We start from the raw sequence: 11551 nt of genomic DNA, 5'->3' as shown, positions 1-11551 counted from the left end.
CGTCCGCGCCGCGGCGGCGATGGCGGGGAAGTCCACATGCGCCGTCAGGTCGCGCGTGCCGGGCTCGGCCAGCGGGTCGAGGCCGGTCTCATGCGCGCGCATCGCCTGCAGCGTGTCGCCGAAGCCGGGCGTAGCCGGCCCGTAATCCACCAGCAGCGCCGCGCCGCCCTGCGCGGCCAGCCGCGCGGCCAGCGCCCGTGCGAAGGCCAGCGCCGGCTCCGACACCTCCTTCACCGCGCCCTCCTGCGCGCCGTCGGGCAGGGCAGGGGCGTCGGCCGCCGGCAGGTCCACGAAGGCGCCGTCCTGCACATGCCGTTCCATCCATGCGCCGCCGCGCCGGACGAACTGGCGGATCGGCAGCGCGTCGAGGAACTCGTTGGCCAGCAGCAGCAGCGGGCCGTCCGGCACGCCGGCGAGGTCGTCGTGCCACCCCGCCACGCCCGGCCCCAATGCCCGCGCCTGCTGCGCCCGCAGTCCCGGCGAGGTCTCCACCAGGTGCACCCGCAGCGTGGCGCGGAAGGCCGGCGCCGCCTGCGCCACGGCGCGCAGCGCATCGGCCATCAGCGTGCCGCGCCCCGGGCCGCATTCCGCCAGCAGCACTGGATCGGGCCGGCCCATCCGCTCCCACGTCACGGCGCACCAGGCGCCCAGCACCTCGCCGAAGGCCTGGCTGATCTCCGGCGCGGTGGTGAAATCGCCCGCCCGGCCGAAGGGCGATTGCGGCCGCGCGTAATAGGCGGCGACCGCGCGTGCCATGAAGCGGTCGAGCCGCTCGGCGCTCACGCGATGGCAGCGCGCTGCCGCGCCCGCAGGATCAACCAGGCGCCGATCGCGACCATGGGCAGCGACAGCAGCTGGCCCATCGTGACGCCGCCGACGAGGAAGCCCAGATGCGCGTCCGGCTGCCGGAACATCTCGCCGAGCAGCCGCGCCACGCCGTAGCCGGCCAGGAACACCCCGGTCAGCAGACCGGGCCGCGCGCGCACGGCCGGGATGCGCACCAGCAGCTGCAGCAGCACGAACAGGCAGACGCCTTCCAGGAAGGCCTGGTAGAGCTGGCTGGGGTGCCGCGGCTCCGGTCCGCCGGTGGGGAACACCATCGCCCAGGGCACGTCCGTCACCCGGCCCCACAGCTCGCCATTGGCGAAATTGGCCAGCCGCCCCAGCAGCAGCCCGATCGGCACCACGGTCGCCACGCGGTCGGACAGCAGCAGCACGTCCAGCTTCTGGCTGCGCGCGAACCACAGCATCGCCGCCGCGACGCCGAGCATCCCGCCATGGAAGGACATGCCGCCCTGCCAGACGTACAGCGCCTCCCACGGCGCGGTCACGTAGTAGCCGGGACGGTAGAACAGCACGTAGCCCAGCCGCCCGCCCAGGATGATGCCCAGCGTGATCCAGGTCACCAGGTCGTCCAGTTGCGTCCGCGTCGCCGCTTGCGGTGCCAGCGCGACCATGCGGCGGCCGAGCCACCAGCCCAGCACGATGCCGGCGATGTAGGCCAGCGCGTACCAGCGCAGCGCGAAGGGGCCGATCTCCAGCGCGACCGGGTCGATGGCCGGGAAGGCGATGACGGGCAGCATGGCGAGGGCCTCAGCGGTGCGGGTCGGGCCGCATCAGGAAGTCGCGCACATAGCTGCCCACGCCATCCTCCAGCCGCGTCATCGGCCGGTCGTAGCCGGCTTCCCGCAGCCGCGCGAGCGGTGCCTCGGTGAAATACTGGTACTTGCCGCGCAGGTCCTCGGGCATATCCACGAACTCGATGCGCGGCGCCTGGCCCATGCCGGCGAACATCGCGTGCACCAGGTCCAGGAAGCTCCGCGCCTCGCCGGAGCCGAGGTTGAACAGCCCGCTCACCTGCGGGTTGTCCAGCAGCCAGAGCATCACCTCCACGCAGTCGTCCACATGCACGAAGTCGCGCTTCTGCTCCCCATCGGCGATGCCCGGCCGGTCGGAGCGGAACAGCCGCGCCGGGCCGCCGCCGGCGACCTCGTGGAACTTGTGGAACACCACGGAGGCCATGCGGCCCTTGTGGTACTCGTTCGGCCCATAGACGTTGAAGAAGCGCAAGCCGGCCCATTGCGGCGGCGCCGGGATGCCGCGCGCCAGCATGTCCGCCACGCGCCGGTCGAACGCCAGCTTCGACCAGCCATAGAGGTTCAGCGGCCGCAGCGCCGCCAGCGCCTCCGGCCGCATGTCGTCCTCGAAGCCCAGCGCCCCGTCCCCATAGGTCGCGGCGGAGGAGGCATAGATGAAGGGCACCCCGCGCTCCGCGCAGGCGGCCCAGAGCCACAAAGGCAACGTGATGTTGGTGGCCGCCACCAGGTCGCCGTCCGTCGCGGTGGTGGCGCTGATCGCGCCGAGATGCAGGACCGCCTCGATCTCCTCGGCCTCGGTCCAGAAATCCTCCAGCTCCTCCGGCGGCAGGATGCCGGCGATGCCGTGCTTGGCCAGGTTGCGCCACTTCTCGCGGCCGGGCTGGCCCGCGCGCAGCCGGTCCACCACCATCACCTCCGCCCCGCGGGCGGCGAGTGCGGCGACCAGGTTCGATCCGATGAAACCGGCGCCGCCGGTGACCAGATACATGGATGGGCGTGCTTTCCCCGTGGCGGGCCGCGATGCCGGCCGCGGTGCCGGCTGCGCCCGGGCCGGCGCCGGGCTATAGGGCCCGATCCTGCCGGAGGCGGGGGTATAGGGGCTTCGGTCGCGGCCGCACAAGCAGCGGGCCGCCGTGGTGAGGAGGGTCTGATGGCGATCGGCAGCGAGGGCGGCGAGGGCCGCGGCGGCAAGCGCGGCATCTTCGACGACCTGGCGGGCATGGCCGGCGGCGCCTTCTCCGTGATGGCGGCGGTCCGCGCGGAGGCGGAGGCCATGGCCCGGGCCCAGACGGAGGCCATGGTCCAGCGGCTGGACCTGGTCCGGCGCGAGGACCTGGACGCCGCGCTGGAGGTCGCGCGCCGCGCGCGGGAGCAGGCGGAGGCGCTGGCCGGCCGGGTCGCCGAGCTGGAGGCCCGGGTCGCCGCGCTCGAGGCACCGCGCGACGAGGTTGCGGGGCCCGACGAGGATCGGGCCTGAGGACTTCTCCACAACCGATTGCGTCACCACGCAAAACTGACGCTTGCGGTCGCCTTTTGCGGTTGCCTACTCTACCCGTAGTGGCGATTCGGGGTGTTGAACCCCAACACCTCGGGGTCACAAGGAGCCTTGCTCCATCCAGGGAGTTATTGTCCTCGGGGCCAGCCCGGCCAAGGCCCGGCCGGGCGCCCCTCCGGGCGAAGGAGGTGCCGCATGTCAGCCTATCTCGGCCACGACACTCACGAGCGCCCGGGCAATCCGCTCGACATCATCGAGCAGATCATCGCCTCCAACGAATGGGTCTTCGACCGCCGGTCCGACAGCGAGATGGCCGCCGAGGCGCCGGGCAAGTGGTGCGACTACGGCCTGTATTTCTCCTGGTCGCATGAGATCAGCGCGATGAGCTTCACCTGCGCCTTCGACCTGAAGGTGCCGGCGGCCAAGCGCGACAAGCTGTTCGAACTGCTAGCCCAGGCGAACGAGAAGCTGTGGATCGGCCATTTCGGCATCGACAGCGACGACGGCGTGCCGGTGTTCCGCCATTCCGTGCTGCTGCGCGGCGCGCCTGGCGCCTCCGCCGAGAGCCTTGAGGACATGGTGGACATCGCGCTGACCGAGTGCGAGCGCTTCTTCCCCGCCTTCCAGTTCGTGCTGTGGGGCGGCAAGTCCCCGGCCGAGGCGCTGCAGGCAGCGATGCTGGACTGCGTCGGAGAGGCGTAGCGGCGATCGCCCGCGCCGCTGCGGAGATCCTTTCGCCCGGACCGGCGGCGTGCCCGGCGAGAACGCCCGACAGGTCGCTGCGAGGTCGGAACGTATTGACTCCGACGCCACGCCCTGCACATTTTGGAACCGTACCGGTTCGTGCGGACGTGGGAGCGTGGCGCGATGCAGCTGCCAGCGGGCCTGCGGGCCGCGGCCCTGGTGGTCGCATGCGGCATGGCGGTGGCGGCGAAGCCTGCCGATGCGGCCTTCACCTTCACCGTGCTCGAACAGGGTGCGAACGTGGTCGCCACGGGCAGCGGGTCGCTCAACATCTACGCCCTGACACGCAAGTTTGACAACGTTGATGGCAGCGGCGGCGTCAAGGGGGACATTGGCTTCATCGGGGTCGGTGGTGGCTCGCTCGACGTCTATGAAGGCCTCAACGGTCCAACATCCTTCGGCCCCCCGGGACCGGGGTTCCTCGCGTCCACCACAACCAACGTCGTGGTGGCGATCTTTGCCGACTCCAGGGATGTCTGGGTGCCGGGAGACTACATTTCGGGCGCTCCCCTCTCCGCAAGCATGACCTTCGCGAATCACAGCTTCGCCACGCTCGGCCTCACGCCCGGCACCTATGTCTGGACCTGGGGGGAGGGCGAGCGCGCCGACAGCTTCACCGTGCAGATCGGTCCAGCGGTGATCGGCGAGCCTGAGCCGGCCTCCGCGCTGCTGCTCGGCGCCGGCCTGCTCGGCCTCGCCGCGGTCCGGCGTCATCGCCGCTGATCCTGTCCGGGGCGCGGCGCGCCGCGACGCAGGACGCATCCTGGCCTTGCCATGCCGGACCGCCTCGGAGCGGTTCCACCGGTCGTCGGGCACCGCTGTCGTGAAGCTTTACAGCTAACGCGGGCGTGATCGGACATGTCTCGCCAAGCTTCTGAAATGTCTCATCATTCCACGCTGGCCTGACATTTGCTTACAAAGTGCGTGGCTGTCCTGCGGCACATCTGGGCCTCGGCCGGATGCACCGCCGTGGCGGCGCCGTGGCTTCAACGACGGAGATCACGTCATGTCGCGCGCTTCTTCCCTCGCCTGCCTGGCCGCCGGGGCCATGCTCGGTTTCGGCGGCATGGCCGCCCAGGCGGCCACGGTCACCTTCACCCAGCTGGCCGGCGTGACCGGCGGCTCGCCGGCCGCCACGGCCGTCTTCCGGGCCGACCTGTCCGGCGTCGGCCTGGGCCAGATCGCCTCCATCGTCATCCAGGACAGCAACAGCGGGATCGGCGGCGCGGGCGGGCAGTTCTCCGGCTTCGACCTGGACGCCGTCGTCATCTCGACCGTCCTCATCACCGACGCCGCGGATATCGCGCTGTTGACGCCGGCGGCAGTGCTGGACATCGCCGGCTCGATCCTGGTGGCGGGCACGCAGCGTGCGCCGGCCGATCCTGCCCTGTTCGGCACCTCCGGCGGCCAGGTGGACAACGCCGTGGCGACGCTGACCGCCTTCGACGGGGATTCCATCGCCGGACCTGGTGCGGACGGCTTCGTCAGCCTCGGCGATGGCGGGCGGCTGTCCATCAACCTCGTCGCGCCGCTCCCCGTCTCCACGCCACTCTACCTCTACATCGGCGAGGTGGGCGACAACGGCGAGGTCGCGGACGGCACCGTCACCCTCTCCAGCGATCCGGTGCGCGTGTCCGAACCGGTGTCCCTGGCGTTGCTGGGGATCGGCATCGCCGGTCTCGCCGCGGTGCGGCGGCGGCGTCCGACCGCGTAGCGGTTGCCATCCGCGCCGCAGCCGGCAAGGCTGCGGCGCATGATGGACACGCTTCCCCCCCTCCTCCTCGTCGGCTGCGGCAAGATGGGCGGCGCCATGCTTGCGGGCTGGCGGGAACGCGGCCTGTCCCGCGCCGTCGTCGTGGACCCCTACCTGCCCACCGCGCCCGAGGGCGCAGAGCTGTTGCGCAGCGCGGAGGAGATCCCCGCCGGCTTCGTCCCCGCCGCCGTGGTGCTGGCGATCAAGCCGCAGGAAGCCGCGGCCACCCTGCCGCACTACGCCCGCCTCGCGCGCGGGGCGGTCTTCGTCTCGATCATGGCCGGGAAGACCGTGGCCGTGATGCGCGGCCTGCTCGGCGAGGGTGCCGCCATCGTCCGCGCCATGCCCAACACCCCCGCCGCGGTCCGCCAGGGCTTCACCGTGGCCTGCGCCGGACCCGGCGTCTCCGCCGCGCAGCGTTCGCTCGCCGACACGCTGCTCGGCGCGACGGGTGAGATCGCCTGGGTGGAGGAGGAGGCGCTGCTCGACCCCGTCACCGCCGTCTCCGGCGGCGGCCCGGCCTATGTCTTCCTGCTGGCCGAGCTGCTGGAGAAGGCCGCGGTCGAGCAGGGCATCCCGCAGGAGCTGGCCCGCCGCATGGCGCGCGCCACCGTGGCCGGATCCGGCGCCCTGCTCGCCGCCAGCACGGAGGACGCGGCGCAGCTACGGAAGAACGTGACCAGCCCCAAGGGCACCACGGAGCGCGCGCTGGCCGTGCTGATGGCCGACGCGGCCTGGCCGGACCACGTCTCCCGCGCCATCGCCGCCGCCACGGCACGCTCGCGCGAACTGGCAGGCTGACTCGCCGCTTGGCGCGGCGCGCATCACACCCCACCATTCCGCCATGGACACCGCCGCGAACCCCGACGCCCCCCTGATCGAGGCCCTGTTCCGGGTCATCGCCGACCATGGCTGGCGCGGCGTAACGGTGACGCGGCTGTCAGTCGCGTCCGGCCTGCCGGCCCGCGAGCTGGTGGACCGCTTCCCGTCGCGGCTCGACCTGCTGCGGACCTTCGCGGACCTGGTGATGGACGAGGTCGCGCGCGGCACCGTCCCCGGCCAGGGCGGCACGCCGCGCGACCGGCTGTTCGACGTGCTGATGCGCGGCCTGGACGCGCTGGCGCCCTTCAAGCCCGGCCTGAAGCGGCTGATGACCGAGATGTACACGGACGCCGTGCTGTTCGGCCGCATGGCGCCGCTGTTCCAGCGCAGCATGGAGCGCATGCTCGACGCTGCCGAGATCGACAGCGGCGGCCTCAAGGGGCGCCTGCGCGCCACCGGCCTGACGCTGGTCTGGATCCGCGTCGTCAATGCCTGGTCGAAGGACAGCAGCGAGGAGCTGGGCCCCACCATGGCCGCCCTCGACCGTGCGCTGGAGCGGGCCGAGCAGGCGGCGCGCAGCTTCGGCCTGGCGGATGGCGACCTGGCGCCGCCGCCCGAGGACGCCACGCCGGCGTGAGAGCCGTCGCGCTTCTGCGGCGCCGCGCCCTGGTCTAGGATGCGTGGGCGAGGAAGGAGCCCCCCAAATGTCCGATCGCTTCAGCATGAAGCCCGACGACGTCATGAAGATGCTCGCGGAATTCCGCCTGCCCCATTTCGCGGACCTGGAGGGGCTGGCCCAGGCGCAGCGGCGCAACCTGGAGGCGCTGTCCGCCGCCAACCGCGTCGCGCTGGAAGGCGCGCAGGCCGTCGCGCGCCGGCACATGGAGATCGTACAGTCCTCCATGACCGAGATGACCGAGGCGATGCGCGCCATGACCGGCACGGAGAGCCCGCAGGACCGCGCCACGCGCCAGGCGGAGCTGCTGAAGTCCGGCTACGAGCGTGCCGTATCCAACATGAAGGAAATCGCCGACCTCATCCAGAAGTCGAATGCCGAGGCGCTGGCGCTGCTGAACCGCCGCTTCGCCGAGGCGATGGATGAGGTGAAGCAGATGGCGGCGAAGCAGGGCGGCGGCTGACCCGCGCGGCGCATCCGGCACCCCCGCATGGGATGCCGGAGCGCCAGCCCGGCCGACGCGCGAGCAGCACGCGTCGTGTAACCGTCACACCGGCAGCCGCACCCGCGCCCTCAGGCCGCCGAGCGGGCTGTCCTCCAGCACGATGTCGCCGCCATGCGCCCGCGCGATGTCGCGGGCGATGGCCAGGCCGAGGCCGGTGCCGCCGGTCGAGAGGGTGGCGAAGGGGCGGAAGGCTTCCTCCCGCTGGCCGGGCGGGATCCCCGGCCCGTCGTCGTCCACCGTCACCTGCGCCCAGCCGCCAGGCGGGCGCAGCCCGGCGCCCGGCGCGTCGCGCGGGATCTCGCTGACCGCGACCGCGATGCGGCGCGCATGCTTGCGCGCATTGTCCAGCAGGTTCGCCAGGCACCGGCGAAGCGCATCGGGGCGCAGCGGCAGCACCAGGGATCCCGGCGTCTGCACCGCCACCTCCGCCCCGTCGCGGCGTGCCTTCTGCGCCACGTCGCGGACGATCTCGGCCAGATCCGCCGGGCGCGGCTGCTCGCCGCCCTCGCCGCGCGCGAAGGCGAGGTAGGCGGCGATCATCCGCTCCATCTCCTCCACATCCTGGGTCAGCGCGGCGACGTCCTCCTCCTCCTCCTCGGTGCGCGGCAGCACTGCGAGGCCGAGGCGCAGGCGGGTGAGGGGCGTGCGCAGGTCGTGGCTGATGCCGGCCAGCATGTCCGTGCGCTGCGCGACGAAGCGGCGGATGCGTTCCTGCATGCGGTTGAATGCGTGCGCGGCCTGGCGCACCTCCGCCGCACCTTCGGGCTTGATGGCGCCCACGTCGCGCCCGAGCCCGAAGGCTTCCGCGGCGCCGGCCAGGCGGCGGATCGCGCGCACCTGGTTCTTCATGAACATCGCCGCGACCACGAACAGCAGGGTGGAGGATCCGGCCAGCCAGATCACGAACAGGTACAGCGTGCCGGAGAACAGGCGCTTGCGTGGCGCCTCGGCGTGCAGCACGCCGTCGGGCAGTTGGATGCGGATGATGACGCTGCGGGGGTCCGACACCCAGTCGGCATCGAAGGGCAGGCGCACGCGCTCGGTGATGGCCTGGCCAAGATCCTCCTCCAGCGGCAGCAGCGGAAGGGACGCGCCGCGGTCCGGCGCGACGCCGAGCGTCGCGCCCTGCTCGAAGGCCAGCGCCAGGTCGAAGCGCCAGGCGGATTGGCGGAACACCCAGGCGCGATGCTCTGGCGAAGGGTCGCGCTGCAGCAGCTCGACGATGAAGCTCAGCTCGCCCGCCACCGCGCCTGCCAGCCGGCGCGAGATGACGTCGAGGTGCGAGCCGTAGAAGACCTGCAGCGCGACGCCCTGCAGGATCAGCATCGGCAGCAGGATGATAAGCAGGCTGCGGCCCAGCAGGCCGCGCGGCATCAGGGCGCGCAGCATCTGGTCGATGCGCGCCATCAGCCGATGCCCCGCCGGGTCATTTCAAACCCCCGGCCGCAGCACGTAGCCGCGGTGGCGCACGGTCTGGATGAAGCGTGGCTCGCGCGGGTCTGGCTCCACCTTGCGGCGCAGCCGGGTCACCTGCACGTCCACCGCGCGTTCGCCGGCTTCCGGCGTGCCGAGCGCGGCGGCGATCTCCTCGCGGCTCAGCACCTCGTTCGGGCGGGCGGCGAGCGCGGCGAGCAGCGCGGTCTCACCGCCGGTCAGCCGCACCACGCCTTCCGGGCCGCGCAACTCGACGCGCTGCGGGTCGAACCATCGAAGGCCGAGCTGCACCGGCCCCGCGGTCGGCTCGGCCGGCGGCGGCGGCGCGATCCGGCGGAGGATGGTGCGGATGCGCAGCGCCAGCTCGCGCGGATCGAAGGGCTTGGCCAGGTAGTCGTCCACACCCGCCTCGAGGCCGGCGATGCGGTCGTCCGGCGCGCCGCGCGCGGTCAGCATCAGGATCGGCACCTCCTGTCCCTCGCCGCGCAGCCGTTCCACCAGCTCGATGCCGCTCTCGCCCGGCATCATCACGTCCAGCACGACGAGATCGAATGCGATGCCCGCCAGCGCGTGCCGCGCTGCCGCCGCATCCGCGGCAGCCGTGACGCGGAAGCCCTGCTCCGTCAGGAAGCGCTGCAGCAGCGCGCGCAGCCGCGCGTCGTCGTCCACCACCAGAAGATGCGGCGGCTCCGCCGCGGCTTCCGCGGCGCTCATCCCGCCCCCGATCGGCGGAGCGTGCGCAGCGCGCGGCAGCGTGAATCGGTGGCGGTCATGCCACCCCCTCGCGCTCCGCCGCGGCTTCGAGCTGCGCCAGGGCCGCGCGCGCATCGGGGCCCATCAGCCCGCGCATCACGCGGCGGAAGCCTTCCACCGCCTGCGGTCCGGCCTCCCGGTAGGCCTGCATCACGGTCTCCCGCTGACGCTCGTAGAGGCGGCGCTCCAGCGCGGCGCCCTTGTCCGTCAGCGACAGCAGCCGCTGCCGCCGGTCCACCTGGCCCGGCACCTGCGTCACATAGCCTTCCGCGATCATCGGCGTCAGCACGCGGCCGAGCGACTGCTTGGTGATGGCCAGGATTCCCAGCAACTCCCCCACGGTGATCCCGGGGCGCCTCCCGACGAAGTGCAGCACGCGGTGATGCGCCCGCCCCATGCCCAGGTCGGCCAGGATGGCATCCGCGCCGGCGGTGAAGTCGCGATAACCGAAGAACAGCAGGTCCTGCGCCAGCCGCAGCTCCTCCTCACGCAGGAAGAGCAGGTTGCGCCCGGCCGGCTGCGCGCCGCCGCGCGCCGTCTCGCTGTCCATCGGGGCCGTCGCGGGCGGCCGTGGCATCGCTGCCTTGGGCATGACGGTCATGCGCGCCCGCCGGGTCGATATTGGGTCAGTATCATTGACGCATTTCCTCCGCCGCGCCACACTCCGCCCATCGCACGCCGCGTCCTGGGCGGATATAGGACAACGGCGTGACGATGCGTAGCGACCGGCGCGGCGGGGCGGGGGCCCCGGGCGCATGGCGGACGCCCACAAAGGCTGGAGGAATGCCACCATGGCCCTGGTGCCCTTCGACGACCGCGACGGCTGGATCTGGCTGGACGGCGAGTTCGTCCCCTGGCGCGACGCGAAGCTGCACGTCCTGACCCACGGCCTGCACTACGCTTCCGGCGTCTTCGAGGGCGAGCGCGCCTATTCCGGCCACATCTTCAAGCTGCGCGAGCACACCGAGCGCCTGATCGCCTCCGGCCGCATCCTCGGCTTCGAGATCCCCTGGACGGCGGATCAGATCGACGAGGCGTGCAAGGCCACGCTGGCGAGGAACGGCCAGACCGACGCCTATGTCCGCCCGATCGCCTGGCGCGGCGCGGAGCAGCTTTCGGTCTCCGCCCAGCAGACGAAGATCCACCTGGCGATCGCCACCTGGGCCTGGCCCAACCTGTTCGGCGACAACCGGATGAAGGGGGTGCGCCTGGGCTGGGCGAAGTGGAAGCGCCCGCACCCGGAGACCGCGCCGACCGCCTCCAAGGCCGCCGGCCTCTACATGATCGGCACGCTCTCCAAGCACGAGGCCGAGGCCGCGGGCTTCGACGACGCGCTGATGCTCGACTGGAAGGGCGACATCAGCGAGGCGACGGGCGCCAACGTCTTCATGGTGATCGACGGTGCGCTGCACACGCCCACCCCGATCAACTTCCTGGACGGCATCACCCGCCGCACCGTCATGGGCCTGGCGAAGAAGCGCCAGATCCAGGTGGTGGAGCGGACCATCCCGCAATCCGACCTGGCGAAGGCGACCGAGGTGTTCCTCGCCGGCACCGCCGCCGAGGTGACGCCGGTCCGCCAGGTCGGCGACCTGACCTTCACCCCCGCGCAGGTTACCGAGACGCTGCTGAAGGACTACGAGGCGCTGGTGCGCATGTCGCCTGAGGAGGTCGCCGCCCGTCTGGCGGCCTGAGGCGGCGTCGCGGCCGGGGGGGCGGCGCGGTGGCGCTGCGGCTGCGCAGCGCGGGGCCGGCGGATGCCGCCGCCCTC

14 protein-coding genes are annotated in these 11551 nt (G+C 72.3%); 8 read left to right on the top strand and 6 right to left on the bottom strand.

Annotated elements, in window-relative coordinates:
- From OZN99_RS16090 to rfaD, 3 genes are all read right to left on the bottom strand, one after another.
- On the bottom strand, positions 1–756 hold a 756-nt coding region (locus tag OZN99_RS16090; RefSeq protein ID WP_270936275.1), incomplete at its 3' end, for an SAM-dependent methyltransferase.
- Between the two features lie 23 nt (positions 757–779).
- Positions 780–1583: a prolipoprotein diacylglyceryl transferase gene (gene lgt, locus OZN99_RS16085; protein WP_270936274.1), complete on the bottom strand. Its 804-nt coding sequence runs from the start codon at positions 1581–1583 to the stop codon at positions 780–782.
- Between the two features lie 10 nt (positions 1584–1593).
- Positions 1594–2586 (bottom strand): ADP-glyceromanno-heptose 6-epimerase, encoded by a 993-nt coding sequence (gene rfaD / locus OZN99_RS16080; protein ID WP_270936273.1) that lies wholly within the window; start codon positions 2584–2586, stop codon positions 1594–1596.
- Between the two features lie 162 nt (positions 2587–2748).
- Here rfaD and OZN99_RS16075 point away from each other — a divergent pair, with 162 nt between their 5' ends.
- The 7 genes from OZN99_RS16075 to OZN99_RS16045 all read left to right on the top strand — a co-directional run bounded on the left by OZN99_RS16075 (position 2749) and on the right by OZN99_RS16045 (position 7551).
- Positions 2749–3075: an accessory factor UbiK family protein gene (locus OZN99_RS16075; protein ID WP_270936272.1), complete on the top strand. Its 327-nt coding sequence runs from the start codon at positions 2749–2751 to the stop codon at positions 3073–3075.
- A 213-nt stretch (positions 3076–3288) separates the two neighbouring features.
- On the top strand, positions 3289–3795 hold the full coding sequence (locus tag OZN99_RS16070) for a type III secretion system chaperone family protein (protein WP_270936271.1): 507 nt from the start codon (positions 3289–3291) through the stop codon (positions 3793–3795).
- A 165-nt stretch (positions 3796–3960) separates the two neighbouring features.
- Positions 3961–4560, top strand: a complete 600-nt coding sequence (locus OZN99_RS16065; protein WP_270936270.1) for a VPLPA-CTERM sorting domain-containing protein — start codon at positions 3961–3963, stop codon at positions 4558–4560.
- A gap of 283 nt (positions 4561–4843) precedes the next feature.
- Entirely contained in the window at positions 4844–5551 is a 708-nt protein-coding gene (locus OZN99_RS16060) for a PEP-CTERM sorting domain-containing protein (RefSeq protein ID WP_270936269.1), read from the top strand.
- Between the two features lie 39 nt (positions 5552–5590).
- Entirely contained in the window at positions 5591–6391 is an 801-nt protein-coding gene (proC, locus tag OZN99_RS16055) for a pyrroline-5-carboxylate reductase (RefSeq protein ID WP_270936268.1), read from the top strand.
- A 43-nt stretch (positions 6392–6434) separates the two neighbouring features.
- Positions 6435–7049, top strand: a complete 615-nt coding sequence (locus OZN99_RS16050; protein ID WP_270936267.1) for a TetR family transcriptional regulator — start codon at positions 6435–6437, stop codon at positions 7047–7049.
- A 67-nt stretch (positions 7050–7116) separates the two neighbouring features.
- Positions 7117–7551, top strand: a complete 435-nt coding sequence (locus OZN99_RS16045) for a phasin family protein (RefSeq protein ID WP_270936266.1) — start codon at positions 7117–7119, stop codon at positions 7549–7551.
- An 84-nt stretch (positions 7552–7635) separates the two neighbouring features.
- On the opposite strand, the gene OZN99_RS16040 is transcribed toward OZN99_RS16045, so the two are convergent.
- From OZN99_RS16040 to OZN99_RS16030, 3 genes are read right to left on the bottom strand one after another with little or no spacing between them, the layout of a single operon-like run.
- Positions 7636–9000, bottom strand: a complete 1365-nt coding sequence (locus OZN99_RS16040; RefSeq protein WP_270936265.1) for an ATP-binding protein — start codon at positions 8998–9000, stop codon at positions 7636–7638.
- Between the two features lie 24 nt (positions 9001–9024).
- Positions 9025–9741 carry a response regulator gene (locus OZN99_RS16035; RefSeq protein WP_270936264.1) on the bottom strand — a complete coding sequence of 239 codons (717 nt, stop codon included), beginning with the start codon at positions 9739–9741 and terminating at the stop codon, positions 9025–9027.
- A 55-nt stretch (positions 9742–9796) separates the two neighbouring features.
- Complete coding sequence (locus OZN99_RS16030) at positions 9797–10330, bottom strand: MarR family winged helix-turn-helix transcriptional regulator (protein WP_270936263.1); 534 nt, start codon at positions 10328–10330, stop codon at positions 9797–9799.
- A 241-nt stretch (positions 10331–10571) separates the two neighbouring features.
- Between OZN99_RS16030 and OZN99_RS16025 the strand changes: the two genes are divergently transcribed.
- Positions 10572–11474: a branched-chain amino acid aminotransferase gene (locus OZN99_RS16025; RefSeq protein WP_270936262.1), complete on the top strand. Its 903-nt coding sequence runs from the start codon at positions 10572–10574 to the stop codon at positions 11472–11474.
- Positions 11475–11551: the final 77 nt, after the last annotated feature.

The sequence above is a fragment of the Falsiroseomonas oryzae genome (assembly GCF_027856955.1).
Lineage (GTDB): Bacteria > Pseudomonadota > Alphaproteobacteria > Acetobacterales > Acetobacteraceae > Falsiroseomonas > Falsiroseomonas oryzae.
Note: the sequence above shows the minus strand (reverse complement) of the source record. Positions and strands in the feature narration are given on the sequence as shown.

Bases quoted from the DNA above. Each gene is read 5' to 3' on its own strand.
- OZN99_RS16040 (WP_270936265.1), bottom strand. From the start codon at position 9,000: ATGGCGCGCATCGACCAGATGCTGCGCGCCCTGATGCCGCGCGGCCTG.
- OZN99_RS16030 (WP_270936263.1), bottom strand. From the start codon at position 10,330: ATGGACAGCGAGACGGCGCGCGGCGGCGCGCAGCCGGCCGGGCGCAAC.
- OZN99_RS16035 (WP_270936264.1), bottom strand. From the start codon at position 9,741: ATGAGCGCCGCGGAAGCCGCGGCGGAGCCGCCGCATCTTCTGGTGGTG.
- OZN99_RS16075 (WP_270936272.1), top strand. From the start codon at position 2,749: ATGGCGATCGGCAGCGAGGGCGGCGAGGGCCGCGGCGGCAAGCGCGGC.
- lgt (WP_270936274.1), bottom strand. From the start codon at position 1,583: ATGCTGCCCGTCATCGCCTTCCCGGCCATCGACCCGGTCGCGCTGGAG.
- OZN99_RS16065 (WP_270936270.1), top strand. From the start codon at position 3,961: ATGCAGCTGCCAGCGGGCCTGCGGGCCGCGGCCCTGGTGGTCGCATGC.
- OZN99_RS16070 (WP_270936271.1), top strand. From the start codon at position 3,289: ATGTCAGCCTATCTCGGCCACGACACTCACGAGCGCCCGGGCAATCCG.
- proC (WP_270936268.1), top strand. From the start codon at position 5,591: ATGATGGACACGCTTCCCCCCCTCCTCCTCGTCGGCTGCGGCAAGATG.
- OZN99_RS16045 (WP_270936266.1), top strand. From the start codon at position 7,117: ATGTCCGATCGCTTCAGCATGAAGCCCGACGACGTCATGAAGATGCTC.
- OZN99_RS16050 (WP_270936267.1), top strand. From the start codon at position 6,435: ATGGACACCGCCGCGAACCCCGACGCCCCCCTGATCGAGGCCCTGTTC.
- rfaD (WP_270936273.1), bottom strand. From the start codon at position 2,586: ATGTATCTGGTCACCGGCGGCGCCGGTTTCATCGGATCGAACCTGGTC.
- OZN99_RS16025 (WP_270936262.1), top strand. From the start codon at position 10,572: ATGGCCCTGGTGCCCTTCGACGACCGCGACGGCTGGATCTGGCTGGAC.
- OZN99_RS16060 (WP_270936269.1), top strand. From the start codon at position 4,844: ATGTCGCGCGCTTCTTCCCTCGCCTGCCTGGCCGCCGGGGCCATGCTC.